The 19709-nt window shown below is 34.2% G+C and carries 21 protein-coding genes and 1 tRNA gene; 1 reads left to right on the top strand and 21 read right to left on the bottom strand.

All coding sequences use genetic code 11. From position 1 onward, the window contains the following. Positions 1 to 46: 46 nt before the first annotated feature. From CIGNP103_RS01390 to CIGNP103_RS01295, 20 genes are all read right to left on the bottom strand, one after another. Complete coding sequence (locus tag CIGNP103_RS01390) at positions 47 to 1882, bottom strand: peptidoglycan D,D-transpeptidase FtsI family protein (protein ID WP_086235261.1); 1836 nt, start codon at positions 1880 to 1882, stop codon at positions 47 to 49. Next, positions 1882 to 2172, bottom strand: a complete 291-nt coding sequence (gene fliE / locus CIGNP103_RS01385; protein WP_086224311.1) for a flagellar hook-basal body complex protein FliE — start codon at positions 2170 to 2172, stop codon at positions 1882 to 1884. Before fliE ends, CIGNP103_RS01390 begins: the two co-directional genes overlap by 1 nt. Positions 2173 to 2176: 4 nt before the next feature. Further along, the gene (gene flgC / locus CIGNP103_RS01380; RefSeq protein ID WP_086227907.1) at positions 2177 to 2671 is read right to left on the bottom strand and encodes a flagellar basal body rod protein FlgC; all 495 of its coding nucleotides are present in this window, start codon (positions 2669 to 2671) and stop codon (positions 2177 to 2179) included. Positions 2672 to 2681: 10 nt separating this feature from the next. Then, positions 2682 to 3122 (bottom strand): flagellar basal body rod protein FlgB, encoded by a 441-nt coding sequence (gene flgB / locus CIGNP103_RS01375; protein WP_086224315.1) that lies wholly within the window; start codon positions 3120 to 3122, stop codon positions 2682 to 2684. A 41-nt stretch (positions 3123 to 3163) separates the two neighbouring features. Next, positions 3164 to 3826: a leucyl/phenylalanyl-tRNA--protein transferase gene (gene aat, locus CIGNP103_RS01370; protein ID WP_086241223.1), complete on the bottom strand. Its 663-nt coding sequence runs from the start codon at positions 3824 to 3826 to the stop codon at positions 3164 to 3166. 3 nt (positions 3827 to 3829) lie between these two features. Continuing rightward, positions 3830 to 5917 (bottom strand): AAA family ATPase, encoded by a 2088-nt coding sequence (locus CIGNP103_RS01365; protein ID WP_086252509.1) that lies wholly within the window; start codon positions 5915 to 5917, stop codon positions 3830 to 3832. Further along, positions 5917 to 6216: an ATP-dependent Clp protease adaptor ClpS gene (locus CIGNP103_RS01360; protein ID WP_086233274.1), complete on the bottom strand. Its 300-nt coding sequence runs from the start codon at positions 6214 to 6216 to the stop codon at positions 5917 to 5919. Before CIGNP103_RS01360 ends, CIGNP103_RS01365 begins: the two co-directional genes overlap by 1 nt. Next, positions 6206 to 6817, bottom strand: coding sequence for a thioredoxin (locus CIGNP103_RS01355; RefSeq protein WP_086252508.1), 612 nt, complete (start codon positions 6815 to 6817; stop codon positions 6206 to 6208). Before CIGNP103_RS01355 ends, CIGNP103_RS01360 begins: the two co-directional genes overlap by 11 nt. Positions 6818 to 6827: 10 nt before the next feature. Then, positions 6828 to 7283: an SsrA-binding protein SmpB gene (gene smpB, locus CIGNP103_RS01350; protein ID WP_086227911.1), complete on the bottom strand. Its 456-nt coding sequence runs from the start codon at positions 7281 to 7283 to the stop codon at positions 6828 to 6830. Positions 7284 to 7375: 92 nt separating this feature from the next. Then, entirely contained in the window at positions 7376 to 8548 is a 1173-nt protein-coding gene (locus CIGNP103_RS01345; protein WP_086241227.1) for a pyridoxal phosphate-dependent aminotransferase, read from the bottom strand. Positions 8549 to 8550: 2 nt separating this feature from the next. Continuing rightward, positions 8551 to 9222 carry a serine O-acetyltransferase gene (gene cysE, locus CIGNP103_RS01340; protein ID WP_086227134.1) on the bottom strand — a complete coding sequence of 224 codons (672 nt, stop codon included), beginning with the start codon at positions 9220 to 9222 and terminating at the stop codon, positions 8551 to 8553. A 2-nt stretch (positions 9223 to 9224) separates the two neighbouring features. Beyond that, positions 9225 to 11066: a biosynthetic arginine decarboxylase gene (speA, locus tag CIGNP103_RS01335; protein WP_086234402.1), complete on the bottom strand. Its 1842-nt coding sequence runs from the start codon at positions 11064 to 11066 to the stop codon at positions 9225 to 9227. Continuing rightward, positions 11063 to 12292 (bottom strand): histidine--tRNA ligase, encoded by a 1230-nt coding sequence (gene hisS / locus CIGNP103_RS01330; RefSeq protein WP_086268445.1) that lies wholly within the window; start codon positions 12290 to 12292, stop codon positions 11063 to 11065. Before hisS ends, speA begins: the two co-directional genes overlap by 4 nt. Then, the gene (gene tmk, locus CIGNP103_RS01325) at positions 12289 to 12867 is read right to left on the bottom strand and encodes a dTMP kinase (protein ID WP_086234404.1); all 579 of its coding nucleotides are present in this window, start codon (positions 12865 to 12867) and stop codon (positions 12289 to 12291) included. The genes hisS and tmk overlap by 4 nt, the downstream gene beginning before the upstream one ends. Beyond that, the gene (coaD, locus tag CIGNP103_RS01320; RefSeq protein ID WP_086224338.1) at positions 12857 to 13336 is read right to left on the bottom strand and encodes a pantetheine-phosphate adenylyltransferase; all 480 of its coding nucleotides are present in this window, start codon (positions 13334 to 13336) and stop codon (positions 12857 to 12859) included. Before coaD ends, tmk begins: the two co-directional genes overlap by 11 nt. A gap of 8 nt (positions 13337 to 13344) precedes the next feature. After that, the gene (gene flgA, locus CIGNP103_RS01315; protein ID WP_179187357.1) at positions 13345 to 13818 is read right to left on the bottom strand and encodes a flagellar basal body P-ring formation chaperone FlgA; all 474 of its coding nucleotides are present in this window, start codon (positions 13816 to 13818) and stop codon (positions 13345 to 13347) included. 170 nt (positions 13819 to 13988) lie between these two features. Continuing rightward, positions 13989 to 14063: transfer RNA gene (locus CIGNP103_RS01310), tRNA-Gly, on the bottom strand. Positions 14064 to 14109: 46 nt separating this feature from the next. Then, a complete protein-coding gene (locus tag CIGNP103_RS01305) occupies positions 14110 to 15288 on the bottom strand; it encodes a molybdopterin molybdotransferase MoeA (RefSeq protein ID WP_086241230.1) in 1179 nt (392 codons plus the stop codon). 3 nt (positions 15289 to 15291) lie between these two features. After that, a complete protein-coding gene (gene murA / locus CIGNP103_RS01300; protein WP_086268444.1) occupies positions 15292 to 16551 on the bottom strand; it encodes a UDP-N-acetylglucosamine 1-carboxyvinyltransferase in 1260 nt (419 codons plus the stop codon). Between the two features lie 107 nt (positions 16552 to 16658). After that, on the bottom strand, positions 16659 to 18008 hold the full coding sequence (locus CIGNP103_RS01295) for a class II 3-deoxy-7-phosphoheptulonate synthase (protein WP_086268443.1): 1350 nt from the start codon (positions 18006 to 18008) through the stop codon (positions 16659 to 16661). 124 nt (positions 18009 to 18132) lie between these two features. Here CIGNP103_RS01295 and CIGNP103_RS01290 point away from each other — a divergent pair, with 124 nt between their 5' ends. Beyond that, a complete protein-coding gene (locus tag CIGNP103_RS01290) occupies positions 18133 to 18912 on the top strand; it encodes a M48 family metallopeptidase (RefSeq protein ID WP_086268442.1) in 780 nt (259 codons plus the stop codon). A 1-nt stretch (position 18913) separates the two neighbouring features. Here CIGNP103_RS01290 and CIGNP103_RS01285 read toward each other — a convergent pair whose 3' ends face one another. Further along, the gene (locus CIGNP103_RS01285; protein ID WP_086268441.1) at positions 18914 to 19708 is read right to left on the bottom strand and encodes a phosphatidylserine decarboxylase; all 795 of its coding nucleotides are present in this window, start codon (positions 19706 to 19708) and stop codon (positions 18914 to 18916) included. Position 19709: the final 1 nt, after the last annotated feature.

The raw sequence follows: 19709 nt of genomic DNA, 5'->3' as shown, positions 1-19709 counted from the left end.
AAATTATATGCAAAAGAGACTTAAAAAGATTTTATTTGCGTTAAATTTAGTCTAATATTACATTTATATTCTTACCCTCTTTAGCATTAATGGCTTTAATGGCTTTTGGGTCTAGTTTAGCTGGAGTTAGGTAGCCATTTTCTACCATTAGCTCGATAGTTGAGCGAAATATTGGCAATGCGCTCCATGAAGCATAGTAGTATGGATATGGCTTCATTGGTTCACGTACTAAAACGCCAATTGTATATTCCTTGCCTTTGGCATCACGGACAAAGCCAAAGAAATTTGCATTATAGCGCTTATCGCTATAACCACCACTTGTAGCGATATGTGCAGTACCAGTTTTGCCACCAATTATTAGGCCTGGGATTTGTGTTCTTTTAGCGGTTCCATTAGGACTTTCTACAACTTTGATTAGGATATCTTTCATCTTTTGAGCTTGAGCTTTTGAGAGAATTTGGGTAAACTCTTGTTCTTTGTATTTATAGGTTTTAGAATCTTTTTCTAGATGACTAGCTATGCGTGGTGTAACCATAACACCATCATTTGTGATTGCATTATAGGCGCTTAGAAGCTGTATAAATGTAGCTTGGACGCCATAACCATAGCTTAGCGTGGATTTATATACCTTATTTTTTAGTTTAGAGATTGATGGTATATTGCCAACTTGTTCATAGCTTAGATCTATTCCGCTCTTTTGAGAAAATCCAAATTCTAAAAGACCATTATAAAGTTCAAATTCGCTTAATCTATCTACAATTTGAATCATACCAACATTTGAAGATTCTACGATTACATCTTGGGCGCTTAGGGTATCATTTTTATGACTGTCAGTGATTGTTCGTTTACCTAGTTTATATTTACCACCATAGACATTTATTATCTCAAGTGGATCGATTTTGCCAGCTTTTAAAAGTAGGGCAAAGATAAATGGTTTCATAACTGAACCCATCTCATAAGCGTATTCGCTTGCTGTTGAATTTAGTGATTGGTAATCTTTTTTAGTGATACTTGATGGATTGTATCTAGAGGTAGAAACTAATGAAATTATAGCTCCACTTTTAGCCTCCATAACGCCTATTATAACTTCTTTAGCAATTAGTTCATTCATCTTTGCTACAGCCATTTTTTCTAATATTTTTTGTAGTTTTAATGGAATATTTAGCACGACATTATAGCCATCAATACGGCGAGATAGCTCAGCGTCTTTACTTAAAATTATTGTATTTGCTAGATCTCTTGGTCCTTTTGTTAGCTCATCTTGAGTAGAGGATAACAAGTTATCATATACTTTTTCAATTCCTTTTACTCCTTCAACTTTTGTAATACCATCTATTTCAATCTTTTTAATGTAGCCAATAGCTGGCGTTAAAGCGTCACTTGCCATATATATTCGTCTTTCACCGCTTTCTATAATGCTCATTCCTTGAGTAGAGACTATACCGGTTTTTGGATCTTGATATGCGATAAATACTTTATTTCTATATAGCTTTCTAGCTAACTCTTTTAGATATGCAGCACCCTTGGCATCAATCTCATATGATAGAGTTACTAAACCTTTTTTTGCTAGGATTTTTCTAATTTTTTTAGGGTCATCACCACTATATAAAGTATATAGTTTGATAAATAACTCTTTTTTATTTGGATCAATATTTCTAGTATCTACCATCGCTTTAAAGAGTTTTTGACTGCTTGCTAGGCTAAAACCATCCTGGCTTAATATAGAGCCACGCATAGCACTGGTATAGTCGCTACTTTGGAGTTTTGGAAGGCGACGCTCGATACTAGATCGGTAAAATATAACTGTTAAGAATATAAAGATACCAAGAATAATTAGCAAAAATACTACATATACTTTGCTTTGGCTACTATTTTGGCTCATTATAGCTGTGTTCTTGCTATCTCTTTATAAGCGCTTATAGCTTTATTTCTTACTTCTAGCATTAGTTTCATGCTAGTTTCTGCTTTGCCGATTGCAATCGCTGCTTGGTGTAGATCTTTTACTTCTCCAGTTGCTAGATCAGCTACTGCTTTATCAGCTTTTTGTTGGACGTCATTTAGTTCGCCTAGAGTTTTGGTTAAAATATCAGAGAAACTTTGATCTAGTAAATTATCATTTTTACTACTTTTTTGCTCTAATGGATTTAAATTTGATATATTATTAATGTTCATTCAATTATCCTTTCATCATATCAATAGCACTTGTCGCTATCGCTTTGGCACTTTGAAATGCTGATACATTTGCTTGGTATGCTCTTGTTGCTTCTATTAAATCCGCCATCTCAATGACTGGATTTATGTTTGGTAGCATTACATAACCTTTTTCATTTGCATCTGGGTGAGTTGGATCAAATTTCATTTTAAAATCTTTATCATCACGTACGATTTTATCGACTACCACAGTTGAGATCGCAGGTTTTGGAAATCTTGGCGCATCTGGATCGTCTAAAGGATTCTCATTTTCTAAAAAGTCATTTTTAGCATTTAGTTGTTTATTTAGCTCTTTATCAAATTCAATTGCCTTAAATACAACCTCTTTACGGCGGTATGGGCCGCCTTCGGCAGTTCTAGTAGTATTTGCATTAGCTATATTTGAGCTAATTACATTCATTCTAAAGCGTTGCGCACTAAGTCCATATCCACTAATATCAAAATCACTTAAGTATGCCATTATTTATCCTTTATATTTTTCCACTTGCATCTATTACGCTTTTAAAGATATCGCCATGTTTTTTGCTAGCTGAATCTAGTGCTTGAATCATTAAAACATTTTTACTCATTTCGCTAGTTTCGATATCTAGATCGACAGTATTAGCGTCATTTCTAGCCATATGACCATCTCTTAGATAGATAGTTGGAATCTTAACTGATGGAAAATCGATTGCGGCAAAATGTTTATCATTTGTTCTAGCGAGTTCTAATTTTGGCTCACTAGCACCTAGTTTATATACCTCTCTTTTTTTTTCTATTAAAGCGGTTTCAAAATCGATATCTTTAGCTTTATAAAAAGGAGTATCGATATTTGCAATATTGCTAGCTATTAATTGGTTTCTAGCAACCCTACTACCAAGAGCCGAATCTACTAATTGTTTTGATTTGCTAGTACTAAAACCTGCGTACATCATATATCCTTTTTAAATTTATTGCAATACATAAGCAATATTTATTCCAAATTTAACTCTAAATCTTTAAAATTTTCAAATCCGCTTGATTGATTTGATTTTATCTTAAGCAGAGTCAAAAATTCATCCCTAGCTAAATCCTGGGCTCCCATAAATTTAAGATGAGGATTCATTACTTGTGCATCTATGATAAAATCATATTTTGCTAATGCCTTAGCTAGTGTGATTAGAGCGACTTTGGAGGCATTTTTGCCTTTACTAATCATACTTTCACCGCAAAAAATCTTACCAAAAATCAGCCCATAAAGCCCGCCAATAAGCTCATCATTATAATAGACCTCCACACTGTGTGCATAGCCTAATTCGTGCATCTTAATATAGCTATCTACGACATTTTGATCTATCCAAGTTGGCTCTTTAAGCTCTCTCTGGGTTTTACAAAAATTGATAAAATTTCTAAAATTATAATCAAATTTAACTCTATAATCCCTTAAAAATGGTTTTAAACTCTTTTGAATTTTAATATTTTGTGGATAAAATATTGCCCTTGGGTCAGGGCTATGCCAAAATATCACCCCATCACACGGCCATGGAAAAATACCATGCATATACGCATCAAGTAAAATTTCACTACTTAGGTCACCACCATATGCTAGTGGAGCGTCTTTTGGAGCAGTTAATGGATTTGGAAAAATAGAGTTCATTAGCTATTTTGCTTGGATAAATTTAAACTCAAACTCACTGCCATTAAAATCAATATTAGCAGTGCCGCCATTTTTTAAAGCACCAAAAAGCAGCTCTTTGGATAGTTTAAGATTGATTTTATCTTTAATAGTTCGTTTAAGATTTCTAGCGCCAAATTCGCTACTATATCCAAGTTTAATAATCTCATTAATCGCATTTTTGCTAATAGATATAGAGATTTTTTTGGCTGATAGCTCTAGCTCTTTTATCTCTTTTTGGACTATTTTTTCTAAGACTTCGTGGCTTAGAGTGTTGAAATTTATAATCTTATCAATTCTATTTCTAAACTCCGCAGCAAAAAATCCCTTCACAGCTCTATCTGTTTTATCGCTATCATCTTTATTAAAGCCCATAATCGGTGCTTCTTTGGTGCCTAAATTTGAGCTCATTATGATAATTGTATTTTTAAAATCACTCTTATTTCCACTTGCGTCACTTAGAGTTGCGCTATCAAAAATCTGTAAAAATATATTTAATAACTCTGGATGAGCCTTCTCAATCTCATCAAACAAAATCACGCTATAAGGGTGCTTTTTAACCATATTTGTAAGCATTCCACCATTTTCAAACCCTATATATCCAGGAGGTGCGCCAATGAGCTTAGCTACGGCGTGTTTCTCCATATATTCGCTCATATCAAATCTCTCAAAATGGATATTTAAAGCATTTGCTAGCTCTTTTGCTAACTCAGTTTTACCCACACCGCTACTTCCAGTAAATAAAAATACACCAATTGGCCTATTTGGCTCATTTAATCCTGCGTATGATGTGATTAAAGCGTCATTCAAGCTCTTTATAGCTAGGTCTTGGCCAAATATTTTTTGGTTTAATATAGTGGATAGATTTTTTAAAATTTGAGTGTTATCAGAGCTTGTTTGGATATTTGAGATATTGGCTATTTTAGAGACAATTTCATTGATTTTGGCTTTTGTTACGCTTTTTTTATTCTCGATATTTGCCGATGCGCCAGCCTCATCAATGATATCTATAGCGCTATCAGGCAGGAATTTGTCAGTTAGATATCTCTTAGCCATCTCTATACTTTGGCTTAAAATTTCATCGCTATATTTGACATTATGAAATTTCTCATAAGTTGGCCTTAAGCCTTTTAATATCTCTAAGGTCTCTTCTTTGCTTGGTTCGGCGACATCTATTTTATTAAATCTACGAAGCAAGGCTCTATCTTTATTGAAATTTCTAAACTCGCTATAAGTAGTTGCGCCAATACACCTTATATCACCATTTGCTAAGTGTGGTTTTAAGATATTTGCCGCATCTTGGCCATTATCATTGCTCCCTGTGTTTAGGATAGTGTGAATTTCATCTATGAAAATTATATGATTTTTATTATCTTTTAAGCGATTTATAATCTCTTTTAATCTCTCTTCAAACTCACCCCTATACTTCGCTCCAGCTAAAATAGCAAAGATATCTAAGCTAAAAATCACGCTATCTTTTAATCTATCAGGGATCTTTCCATCTACTATTCTTTGGGCTATTCCTTGGACTATTGCGGTTTTACCAACTCCAGCTTCGCCTACAAAAATCGGATTATTTTTCTTATGTCGGCATAGAATTTGAAGAGCTTTGTCAATCTCTTTATCTCTATTTATCACAGGATCTATTTGATGATTTTTGACTAATTCATTTAAATTTGTAGCTACAGATAGTAGCTCATTATCATCTAAATTTAATCCGTGAAATTCAAGTAGTTGATAGGCTTGTGAGTTTTTATCGCTCAAAATTTCATCTAAAAACTCCTCAATTCCAAAATTTTCCTCAGCAGTAATGCTAGAGAATAATTCACTAAGCTTATGAGTAAGAATTGGTGGCTTTTTTTCGCTAGATTTTGGAGATTCTTTGAGTATATTTATTAGATCATTTCTTAAAGCTATAACATCATTAATACCGATATTTTCTAGAATTTTTATAAATTCCTTATCAAATGTTAGAGTATATAAAATATGTTCAGTACTAATATACTCATGCGATTCGCTTAAAGCTAAGTCATTAGCTTGTTTTATTGACATTGCTAGATTTTGTTCTATCATTAATCCTCTTTTATAACGCATTTTAATGGAAATCCATTTGCCTTAGCTAGGCTTAGGGTTTGGTTTTGCTTGGTTTGGGCGATCTCTTTTGTGTAAATTCCGCAAACAGCGCTACCATTTTTATGAATTTTCATCATCAATTCTATAGCTTGCTTTAGCTCTTTATTGAAAATTTCACAAAGCACCATCACTACAAAATCCATTGTAGTTACATCATCGTTTAACAAAATCACCTTAAAAAGAGTTGGTTTAAACTCTTTTAATTTTGTTTTTGAAGTTAATGATCTTTTAGTTTGCATTTAAGATCTTATCTATATCTTGGCTAATTGTGTTGGTGCTTACTTCACCTAGGTAGAATTTATTTTGCGTTGTTGTACTGCCTAGATTATCGCTTAGATTTTGGTATTTACCATCTTTTAATACTACTTTAAATGGAATTGAAAGGGCTCTATTATAGCTTATATCATTTAGAGCTTGATCTATAATCTTGCTATTTTCTTTTGAATTTGTTATGAAGTAATAGGCGTTATATTTTTTACTAAAATTCTCTAAAACATACTCATCACTTACATCTTCAAAGTGAATTAACCCAATTATCATAAATTTATCTGCGTTTTTAAGCTGAAAATCCATCAAATGTGGAGCCTCTTTTTGGCATGGGGCGCAGTAAGTTCCAAATATATCAAGCATTAGAATTTTATCACTATCTTTGAGTTTAAAGCCATTTTCAGTGCGAATTATCGTAGCTTTAGTGCCAATTATACTGGTTAATTCTATCTCATCGCCTGTTTTATAATAGCTTGATTGTTCTATTTGAGTTTGAGTTGTCTTATCTTGATTACACCCATTAAGTGCGAAAAGTGCTATTAAAAATAGGGCTATAAATTTAATATTTTTCATATTTTATCCTTTATAAATATCTTTTTAGAGCGGCTCTAGCTTCTAAATTTGCTTGTTTTTCTTTGAGAGCTTCTCTTTTATCGTGTAAATTTTTGCCTTTGGCTAGGGCGATATTTGCTTTGACTATATTTTTGTGATTTAGATACAGACTCAAAACTACAATTGTTAGCCCATCGGTGCTAACTTTGCCAAGGAGTTTATCTATCTGTTTGCGGTGCATAAGGAGCTTTCTAGGCGATCTCTCATCAGGGCGAAAGTGTGAGTGAGCAGTTTGTAGATGGCTTATGTGTGCGTTTAACAAAAAGAGCTCGCCTTTGATGATTCTCACAAAGCTATCTTTTAAATTTGCTCTACCAGCACGAAGTGCCTTGACTTCGCTACCTTGTAAGACTATGCCGGCTTCAAAGCTTTCTATAATTGTATAATCATGAAGTGCTTTTTTATTTTTTGCTAGATCTTTTCCCATTTTGATACTTTATTATAGTTTGTAAGCTTAGAATTATAGCTAAATATTATGAATTTAGTCTAAATAAGAGTGCCTTTATAGCACTCTCATTGTTATTTTTTATAATTTTTGACAAACTCAGCTATACGCTCAATACCACGCTTTAAACTATCTAAATCGCATGCAAAACTAACTCTAAAATATCCATCCATACCAAATCCTACGCCAGGAACTGTAGCTACTAGACTTTTTTCTAGGAGTTCTTGGCAAAATTTCATTGAGTCAGGCTCTACATTTTTACAGTTTATAAATAGATAAAATGCTCCATCTGGACATACTACACTTAAATTTTCTATATCATTTATAGCTTTTACAGCATAATCTCTACGCTCTATAAATTTGCTTTTCATATATGCTATATCGTTATCAGCTTTGCCTAGAAGTGCTGGGATAGCACCGGCTTGGACGATGCTAGAGATATTACTAGTGCTTTGGCTTTGAAGTTTTCTAACAGCTTTATTTAGCTCATCGATACTGCTTGCCATATATCCAAATCTCCACCCTGGCATTGCTCCACATTTGCTTAAACCATTTATTGTAATTGTTCTTTTAAACATATCATCGCTAATTGCTGCAGCTGCTATAAACTCACCACTATATGTAAGTTTTTCATAAATTTCATCGCTAACTACTAAGATATCACTACCTTCTAATACTTTGCCAATCTCTTCAAGTTCAGCTTTGCTATATACGCCACCGCATGGATTGCTTGGACTATTTAGCACTATTGCTCTTGTTTTTGAGGTTATAGCAGATTTGATTTGGCTAGCTGTTAATTTAAATTTATTATCTTCACTTGTTTCAATTATAACTGGAGTACCACCACAATATTTTACTATTTCAGGATAGCTTACCCAGTATGGAGATGGAATTATAACTTCATCTCCATGATTGATAATGCATGAAAATAGATTAAATAAAGAGTGTTTGGCACCTACATTTGTAATAATTTGATTTGGTTTGTAGTTTAGATTATTATCTCTTTTTAGTTTTGTAGCAATAGCTTCTAAGACTTCAGGCGTACCAGGGACTGCAGTATATTTACCACAACCTTTATCCAAAGCTAATTTTACTGCATTTTTGATAACTTCTGGTGTATCAAAATCTGGCTCTCCAGCACTAAAGCTAATAACATCAAGCCCAGCAGCTTTCATCTCTTTGGCTTTTGAGCTAATTGCGATTGTAAGACTCTCGCTTAGAACTGAAATTCTTTTAGATAATAACATTTTTACTCCTTTATTGATTTAATATACTCTTGATATTTTTTGTCTAATACTATTTTATCACTTCCTTGGCATCCAAGATTTTCTATGCGATCTATTAGATAGATTAGCAATTCTTTTGTGATATCTGGTAGCTTATTGTGTTCAAATGGACGATTATCACTGCTAATGCATTTAGCCGGAATTCCTACAGCCGTAGAGTGTGGTGGTACATCTTTGACTACTACTGAATTTGCGCCTATTTTAGAGCCAGTTCCTATGGTGATATTGCCTAAAATTTTAGCTCCAGCACCGACAACTACGCCATTTTCTAATGTAGGATGGCGTTTGCCTTTATCTAAACTTACCCCACCTAAGGTGACTCCTTGATAAATCAAGCAATCATCGCCAACTATAGTTGTCTCACCAATTACTATTCCAGTAGCATGATCAATAAATACTCTTCTTCCAATAACTGCTGCTGGGTGTAGATCAACTCTGGTTAAAAAATTACTAATTCCAGCAAGTATTCTGGCTAATTTATGCCACTTTTTATTCCATAAAATATGGATAATTCTATGATTGGCTACTGCCCATACTCCAGGATAATTAAAGATAAGATCTATGCAGCTACGATATGCTGGATCTTGTACTTTAGGCTGAGATAAATCCTCTTTAATAATTTGAAAAATACCCATCATTAGCCTATGGTTTTTAGATATCCATTATCGTTTAAGAATAGATATAGTTCGCCTAGAATATGCTTTTTTTGTTTTTCATCTACTAGTGTTGAATTTTCTATTCGTTCATTTAAAGTATCTCTAATAGCATGTATATCATAGTCTAAATCCTCTAATATATCCATGACAGATTGTGATTCTAAGATATTTTTTATCTCATAATTGCCCTCTTCATTGATGATTATTGTAGCTTCAGTAGGGTGGGTAAAGAGATTGTGTTTCATTCCAAGAACCTCTTGATATGCACCAACAAGGAAAAATCCTAAAAAATAATCCTCTTTTTCTAAATCAACATCATGCAAGAATAGCGGATTTTTAGTCGCATCAAAGCTAATTTCGCCATCGCTATCACAAGTAATATCCCAAATAGATGCTGATAGGGTAGGGCGTTCATCTAATCTATCAAGCGGCATTACAGGGAAGTTTTGTCCAAGCCCCCAAAAATCAGGCAAGCTTTGAAACATTGAAAAATTAACCAAATATCTCTCTTGCACCTCTTCTTGAATTTTTAAAAGCTCTGCATAATTTTGTTTATTTCCTAAAAGTGAGATCGCTTTTTTCATAATTAAATGGACTAAAATTTCGCTATTTGATCTATCTTGGAGATCTACATAGCCTAAATCAAATAGAGTAAGAACACTCTCCATATGATCAATTGCATCATGGAGATACTCTATAGCATTACTTGGCTTTATACTTCTATATAGATCATATAATTCACTAATTAGTGGAGGATTGTTCTCTTTTAATATTAGTTTTTCTTCTGTATATTCTTGACTAAATAGCTCAAGTACAGGAGCTACTAATACAGCATGAGATGCAGCTATATATCTACCGCTTTCTATAAATATATCAGGTTCAATCTCATTTTTTTGATTAGCAATGCTTTTTAGTAAAAACACAACATCATTTGCATACTCTTTAAGTGTGTAATTCCTGCTTGGATTATCTTTAAATTGTGAATACTCAATAGCCAAACCGCCGCCTAAATTTATAGCTTTTAGAGATTTTGCGCCCATTTTGCGAAGTTCGGCGTATATATTTCCTGCTTCTATAAGAGCTTTTTTGAGCGGATGAATTTCATTTATTTGACTTCCAATATGAAAATGAATCATAGTAAATTGCTCAATTAGGTTATTTTCTTTTAGTAAATTTACTGCTTCAATTAGTTCTGTTGATGTTAAGCCAAATTTGGAATTTATCCCACCACTTTTAGCCCAAACGCCTGTACCACTGCTATGAAGCCTGATTCTAAGACCGATATTTGGCTTTGGTTTAAATCTCTCTTTGGCAGTAGAGATTATCGATTTTAGCTCATTTAATCCCTCTATTGTAAGAGTGATATTATGTCCCATCTCAGCAGCGATAAAGCCAATATCAATTAGCTCGTTATCTTTAAATCCATTTACGGTAATTGGTGCTCCATAGTTATTATAGGCCATAGCTAGTAGTAACTCAGCCTTTGAGCCAGCCTCTAATCCATATCCATAGCTTTCTCCAATTTTAACTAGATTTTCTACAAATCCTGGATATTGATTTACCTTAAGTGGATAGACAGCATTAAAGCTTCCGCTATAGCCAAATTCTTTTTTAGCTCTTTCAAAGCTAGAGTATACCTGTACAATTTGTTTTTTAATAAGGTGTGGAAATCTTAGTAAAAGTGGTCCACGATAACCATCGTTTCTAATATCTTTTACGATATCAATAAGTGCTGGTTTTAAGTCGCTATTTAAGCAGACTTTGCCACTATCAGTGATAAAATTTGAATCTCCCCACAGGCTTAGTCCATAGTCGTGTGTCATATTTCACCCTCCAAATTTGCTATAGATATTCGTTTTTCATCTTTTTTTTGTAGATTTTTGTACCAAATTTGACCTTGGCTAAACTCATCATCACCAAGACATAAAAATATCTCAAATCCCTTTTTATCAGCTATATTTAGATGCTTATTTGGGCTTTTGGCTTCATATGAAATTTCGGTTATATATCTTTTTCTTAGAGTTTGAGCGATTTTGTAAATTTCATCAATTAAATTTGGATTTAAAGCACAGATATAGATACCTTGACGGATATTTTGCGACTCTTTTTGCTTTAAAATCTCCATAACTCTCTCAATACCCATAGCCCAGCCAACTGCTGGAGTAGGTTTGCCATCTAGATATTCACAGAGTTTATCATATCTACCGCCACCTGCGACTGCGCTTTGTGAGCCAATATCATCGCTAATAAACTCAAAGGCAGTTTTGCAGTAGTAATCAAGTCCACGTACGAGTTTTGGATCGATTTGAAATTCAACTCCATTTGCTTTTAAAATCTCTTGAAGTTTATTAAAATCATCGTTACAAATTTGATTTAAATTTTGAGTAATAAGCGGAGCATCTTTTAAGATATTTTGACAACTCTGGCTTTTGCAATCAAGTATCCTAATAGGGTTAGTATCAAGTCTTCTTAAGCAATCATCACATAAATTTTCTTTATTATTTTCAACAAATTTAACTAATTTTTCTTTATATGCTGGCATACATTGACTATCGCCTAGTGAGTTGATTTTTAGTGTGGTTTTAATTTTAAGCCTATTGAAAATCTCATTTAACATTAAAATTACAGATGCATCCTCATATACACTTGATTCCCCAAAACACTCTACGCCAAATTGATGAAATTCTCTTAGACGTCCACGCTGAGGACGCTCATATCTAAACATACTACCGTGATAAAAATATCTTTTAACTCCACCAGCTCTATCAAATTTATTCTCTATAAATGCTCTTACAACTCCAGCAGTTCCTTCAGGGCGAAGACAGACATCATTGCCACTTTTATCTGTGAATTGATACATCTCTTTACCGACTATATCGCTACTTTGGCCAACACTTCGCTTAAATAGTGCGGTCTCTTCTAGTTTTGGTGTTTCGCAAAACTCATAGCCATAGTTTTTAACCACAGCTTCACAGGTATCAATTATAAATTTATATAGTTTTCCATCGTTTTCAAGTAGGTCTTTCATACCACGAAGAGCATTAATCATATAAATTTCCTTATTTTATTATGTATAATTTCTGGGCTTAGTGAGGCATCGATCTCTAAGACTTCAAATTTTAAATCGGTGAGTATTATACTCATAAATTCTTGAACTCTCATTAAATACTCAATTCCACGACTTTCAATATCATCATTTTGACCTCTACTAAAAAGCCTTTGACGGATTAAATTCTCATTTGCTTTTAAAAATACAAATTTATCTCCAAAATCCGAACAAAGCGCAAATTTATTTAGTTCAATTAAGGTTTTTATATCTAGATTATCATCATTTGCCATAGCATATGCAAGACCAGATACAAAGCTTCTATCGCTTAAAATCAAATTTCCATAATTGGGTTTTAAAACTTTTTCATAATGCTCGGCACGATCTGCTAAAAATAGAAAAATTTCTGCTTTTTGTGATATTTTACTCGCACTACTCATTAAATAATTTCTAATCATCAATCCAAGCTCTGTGCCACCTGGCTCTTTAGTTATTATAGCATCTTTGTAAATCTCTTTTAGCAGATTTATTTGAGTAGATTTACCAGCTCCATCGACACCTTCAAAATTAATTAGCATATTCTTCCTTTATTTTTTTATATACTTTAGATGGGACAAGTGAACTAATATCACCATCGTGGCGTAAAACTGAGCGGACAATAGAACTAGAAATAAAGGCATTTTTAAGACTTGGCATAAAATAAATCGTCTCAAATTCGCTCCACAACGAAGCATTTGCATAACCAATTTGTAATTCATATTCAAAATCACTCACAGCTCTTAGACCTCGCACAACAGTATTAATATTTTGTGATTTAGCAAAATCGATTAAGAGATTATTAAATCCTGTAACCTCAACACTAGATAGTTCCTTAGTCGCTAAGCGGGCAAGTTCGATTCGTTGATCGTAGTTAAAATACGGCTTTTTAGACTCATTTAGTGCTACTGCTACAATAACTCTATCAAAGACATTACAAGCTCGTCTAATAACATCTAGATGACCATTAGTGATAGGATCAAAGGTTCCTGGATATATGCATGATTTCATTTTTACCTCTATTTTATGATGACTTGGTTTTTGCCTACTACTTGGGCTTTTAGGGTTTGATTATTTTGGTTTTTAACACTGATTATTTGTCCGATATTGCCGTCATTGAGTGCGGTTACTAATATTTCTACTTTTAAAGATCCATCTTCTATAATAGCAGTAATCTTATCACCTTTTTTGACATCGCTTAGGGTTTTAAATTGGCGATTAGTTAGAATTTTGCCACGCTTGATTTTGCTTTTAGTTATAAGTTGGTGATTGGATGGATTTATGATAGCTTGCTTATCATAATCCTTGAGACTTACAAATTTTTGTTTATAATCACTTAAATTTAGTATATGATCTCGCCCAATGTCTTTAGTAGCAACTAATACTGGGAGCTTAAAATCGATTTTGAATTTATAAAATATACTTTTACTGGTAGAATTTGGTGTAGTATAGACTGCTCTAAATGTTCCACTATCATCACGTAAGCCAAGCAAGATAATATTTTTTAATTTTAACTCATTAAAATTTACTGGTAGTTCATTGTGATTATCTATATTAATAGAATTTATCTTAGCTGATGGAAATTCATCATAAATAGCCTTATGAAGTTCATCAATTAAAGAGCTACTAAAAAGAGGAATAGAAAAAATAAGAAGTAAAAAAATGGAGCGGGAAACGAGATTCGAACTCGCGACCCCAACCTTGGCAAGGTTGTGCTCTACCCCTGAGCTATTCCCGCATTTTGTAAAATTGAGACGGAATATTATCATATTTTTACCTATTTGTCAAGAGATTTTATAAATTTTTATCTCTTGATTATCGAAAATTTCACTTTGACCGATATCAGAGATATATATAAAATTTGATAAAGATATTGGTTTTATCATGGAAGGGCTATAAATATTATTATTTGTAGCCCTAAATTCGCCATTATTTGCTTGGCCTATTACTATATTTGCTCTACTAGCTTTGAGTTTTAAGTTGCCTTTGAATTTGGCAATTTGCGACTCTAGCATATAGTTACTCCATCCAGCTACTCTCTTGATATATGGTATAACGGCGATATATGTTGCTAATAAACACGACATTGGATTGCCAGGTAATACAAAGATAAGTTTATTATCTTTTTTATAGCATTTTGTTGGTTTAGCTGGGCGTGCATCAATTGAGCTAAATAGTGGATTGAAATCGAGCGAATTTAATACTTCACTCATATAGTCAGCCTCTCCTTTGCTAGCGCCACCGCTTGTGATGATGATATCATAATCTAAAGAGTTATTAATAGCTTCTTTTATAGATGAAAATTCATCTTTTAAAATCCCTTTATATTCACTTTTAAATCCATTTTGACTTAATGCTGATATAATCCCAAAGGCATTTGCATTATATATGGATAATTCATCGCACTCTCCCCACGGTTCATTTATCTCATCTCCACTGCTAAAAATAGCGATTCTAGGCTCTCTAAGCACCTTAATATAGCTAACTCCTTGAGCGGCTAATAGCATTATATTAGCCGGCGTTAGCATAGCACCCTTGGCTAATAAAAGTTCGCCAGATTTTATCTCTTCGCCTTTTATTTTTCTAGCGTTATTTTTAGGAGTATCTTGTGGGACTATTAAATTTCCATTTTCATCAAAAGACTCATTTTCTATCATTACGACACTATCAGAGCCTTTAGGGAATGCTGCTCCGGTCATAATTTTGTAACACTCATTTTTGTTAATTTCATAGCTATTTTTATCTCCAGCTAAGATAATGCCTTTTATCTTAAGTGGATTTGCGATATCAGCATAAGCAAAGGCATATCCATCTAGAGCAGAGTTATCAAAAGCCGGTAAGGACTTAGTAGCGATAATATCCTCAAAGAGCACTCGCCCAACGGCTAAATTAAGCGGTAAAATTTCGCTACTATTTAGTGACTTTAAATTTCTAGCAAATTCAAATATCTCATCAACTCTCATATCTTACTCTCTTAATCTTTTTATATCAGCTCCGATTGCTGTGAGTTTGGATTCTAAATTCTCATAACCTCTATCTAGGTGGTAAATTCGGTGAATTCTTGTAGTTCCTTTTGCTCTTAAGGCTGCTATGATGAGTGCTGAGCTAGCTCTTAAATCAGTCGCCATCACATCAGCGCCATTTAAACTGCCTCCGGTTATGGTGGCTATATGGCCATTTAGTTTTATATCAGCGCCCATGCGAGATAACTCACTAGCATGCATAAAACGATTTTCAAAAAGTCTCTCATCAATGCTAGATACACCATCAGCGATAGATGCTAGAGCCATAAACTGCGCTTGCATATCGGTAGGGAAGCCGGGGAATTCGGTTGTGATAATATTACATGGTTTTAAATTGCCATCGCTAATTACTCTTATTGAATTTTGGCTAAGCTTACACTCAACTCCCATATCACAAAGCTTGGAAGTGATCGCCACTAGGTGATCGGGATTTATATTTTCTATTGTAACATCCCCACCAGCAATCGCCACAGCGCACATGTAGGTTCCAGCTTCTATTCTATCAGGTATTACTGTGATTTCATCTAAATTTATAAGATTTCTATTTGTTCCATGTATTGTTAGCTCACTTGTTGCAATGCCTTCTATTTTGACGCCATTTTGGTTTAAAATTTCACATAGTTGGACGACTTCGGGCTCTTTGGCTGCGTTAAATATCTTAGTAACTCCATTTGCTAGGGCCGCAGCCATTATGATATTTTCAGTGCCTGTAACTGTGATTTTATCAAAAACAATATTAGCTCCATTTAATCCATCTTTGGCATCGGCTATCACATAGCCATCTTTTATCTCAATTTTAGCACCCATTTTATCTAAAGCGCTTAGATGAAGATCAATCGGTCTAGCCCCAATAGCGCACCCTCCAGGAAGCGAGACTTCACAATGACCAAATCTAGCAAGTAGCGGCCCTAGGACTAAAATTGAAGCACGCATAGTGCGGACAATATCGTATGTCGCTTTTGTGGAGTTTATATCTGCGGTATCTATTTGTAGGGTTGAGTTTTTAAATTCAGCTTTAGCGCCTAAATTTTGTAGTAGTTTTATCAATGTTTTTATATCAGCAACTTGAGGTGTATTTTGGATTGTTACTCTATTTTTGGCTAAAATTGTCATAGCGATTATCGGCAAAGCGGCATTTTTGGCGCCACTAATTGTGATTTTGCCTTTTAAATTTGTTGATCTTTTGATTTGTAGATAATCCATAATATATCACCTTGTGTAAAAATAGTGATGGATTATACCAAAAATATGCTTATATAGTTATTTGGAATTTAAATTATATCAATAAAAGCTATGGCAAAGGCCATAGCTTATGAGCGAGATTTTTTCACTTCATCTGCGATTAAGAAGGCAAGCTCTAAGGCTTGATCGGCATTTAGTCTTGGGTCGCATTGAGTCTCATAGCGACTAGCAAGAGCCTCTTGAGTCACCTTAAATGCACCACCAGTACACTCTGTAACATCTTGACCTGTCATCTCTAAATGGACGCCACCAGGTATGGTGCCACAAGCGTGATGGATATCAAAGAAGCTCTTAACCTCTCTTAAAACATTATCAAATTCACGAGTCTTATATCCATTTGACGCTTTTACCGTGTTGCCATGCATAGGATCAATACTCCATAAGATATTTAGCCCTTCGGATTTAATATCTTTTAAGATATTTGGCAAGCGACTCTCTATCTTATCAGCTCCCATTCTGATGATGATATTTAGGCGGCCATTTTCGTTATTTGGGTTTAGTTTGTTGGCTAATTTTATCACATCATCGGCTGTGGCATTTGGGCCGATTTTACATCCGATTGGATTTTTAACTCCGCTTAAGAAATGGACATGAGCATCATCGACTCCTCTGGTTCTCTCACCTATCCAAAGCATGTGAGCAGAGCAGTCATACCAATCTCCGCTTAAACTATCAACCCTTGTAAGAGCCTCTTCGTATGGAAGTAAAAGTGCTTCGTGAGAAGTGTATAATTTGGTTTCGCTTAGTGTTGGGGTATTAGAGGTTGTAACCCCACAAGCCTCCATAAATTTAAGAGCATTTGTAAGCTCGGAAGCTAGTTTTTCGAATTTTTCATCTAATTCACTTCGCTTTACAAATCCTAAATTCCATCTATGAACTTCGTGTAAATTAGCCAATCCACCTCTTGAAAATGCCCTTAGAAGATTTAGCGTAGATGCGCTTTGATAGTAGGCATCTATCATTCTTTTAGGATCTGGGACTCTAGCTGATTCATTAAATTCAAATCCATTTATGATATCGCCTCTATAGCTAGGGAGCTTAACCCCATTTATCTCTTCATAATCGCTACTTCTAGGTTTGGCAAATTGACCTGCTACACGACCGACCTTGACTACAGGACAGCCACCAGCGAAGGTAAGGACAATCGCCATTTGTAATATAATCTTAAACATATCACGGATATTTACCGCATTAAAGTTAGCAAAGCTCTCAGCGCAATCTCCACCTTGAAGTAAAAAGCCATGGCCTTGAGTGACCTTAGCTAGCTCATTTTTGAGATTTCTAACTTCACCTGCAAATACAAGTGGTGGGAGTTTGCTCAGCTTATCTTCACACTCTCTAAGCTTGCTAGTATCGGGATACACCGGTTGTTGTAAAATATTATAATCTCTCCAACTATCTTTATTCCATTTATTCATTTTTAACCTTTTGAATTTCTATAAAATGCGTGATTATAGCCAAATAAATCTTAAATTCTAGCAAATTTAGGATTTTACTAGATAAAATTGGATAGAATCACCAAAATAAATTTTAAGGAAAAATATGAAAAAATTTATATTGATATTTGCTCTTATATTTTTTGTTGGTTGTATGCAAAATACCACAAATGTAGGTCGCTCAGAAGTTGATAGAACGCAGCTAATGCTGATATCTAGCGATGAGATAAATGAAGCATCTGCTAAAGCTTATGGCGAGGTGATACAAAAAGCAAGGGAGTCAAATACTCTAAATAAAGACCCAAATCTTACAAATAGGGTTAAAAATATCTCAAATAGATTAATTGCTAAAACTTCATATTTTAGACAAGATAGCACAAAGTGGGATTGGGAGGTAAATGTAATTACGAGTGATACTATCAATGCTTGGTGTATGGCTGGTGGCAAGATAGCTGTATATACAGGGATTATAGAGAAGTTGAATTTAAATGATGATGAGATAGCATTTATCCTAGCTCACGAGATTGCTCACGCCTTAAGAGAGCATGTAAGAGAGCAACAAAGCCAAGAGATGATAAAGAGTGGATTAATCAATGTAGCTTCGGTTTTTGGGGTGGATAATACTATTTTAGGAGTTGCGAATTTGGCTGCTAATGTGGGGATATCTCTGCCTTTTAGTCGTTCGCATGAAAATGAGAGCGATGAAATAGGGCTAGAGCTTGCGTATATGGCGGGATTTAATCCAGATGGTGCAGCGTCATTATGGATGAAGATGCAAGAGCATTCAGGTGATGGTGGATTGGAGTTTTTAAGCACTCACCCAAGTCATGAAAATAGGATAAAAAATTTACAAACCCTAGCAGCTAAGCTAAAATCTAGCAGTTGATTTAGCCTATTATTTGGGCTATGCTTTGGGCTTGTTTTAGAGTCATATCTCTTTTTATTTGGTAGTTTATAGCACCATTTTGACTGATTATAACAATGGTTGAGCCTAGCTCAAAATTGCCTATATGTTCGCCTTTTTTTAAGCTTAAATTATTGTAATTATAAAAAGCGGGAGATAAATTTGAATTGGTGCTAACTCTTGGTTCAAAATCAAATTTCATCTTTCCTACATTTAAAGCGCCTACAAATACCATCCAGATTAATTTATCATTAGCTAATCTTGCTTTTAATACAACTCTTTCATTTCTAGCGTATAGATTATCATGCTTTAAAAGGGCGCTTCTAGCTACGCTAAAAAGCGTTCCAGGGGTGTAGTTTAGACTTATAATTTCCATATCGCAAGGTGCGTGATAGTGATGGTAATCTCGTGGTGATAGATAGATATTTAGATAGTCAAACTCACCATCTAACTCGCCTTTTTCAAGAGATTTGCCTAGCAACTCATCTACGCTATAGCTTTTGGATTTGATGCTATAAGCTTTTAGATTATCACCTTTTTGGCACTCAAAGCACAATCCATCACTTGGTGAAACAAATCCATCGCCAAGCGTTCTTGGTGAGTTTAACTCTCTTGTAAATAGGGCGTTTAAGCTATCATAGCTACCAATTGGATTAAACTCACTCATATCTATTTGAAATTTTTTAACATACCAGTTATTTATAGCATTTTGAAGTAATTTTGGGAATTTATAGTGCGCTATCAGACCAAAGTAGTTTGAAAATTTATTATAATCCATA

It is taken from the genome of Campylobacter sp. P0103 (genome assembly GCF_002139545.1).
GTDB classification, from domain to species: Bacteria; Campylobacterota; Campylobacteria; order Campylobacterales; family Campylobacteraceae; genus Campylobacter; species Campylobacter devanensis.
This window is presented reverse-complemented; position numbering and strand designations above follow the sequence as displayed.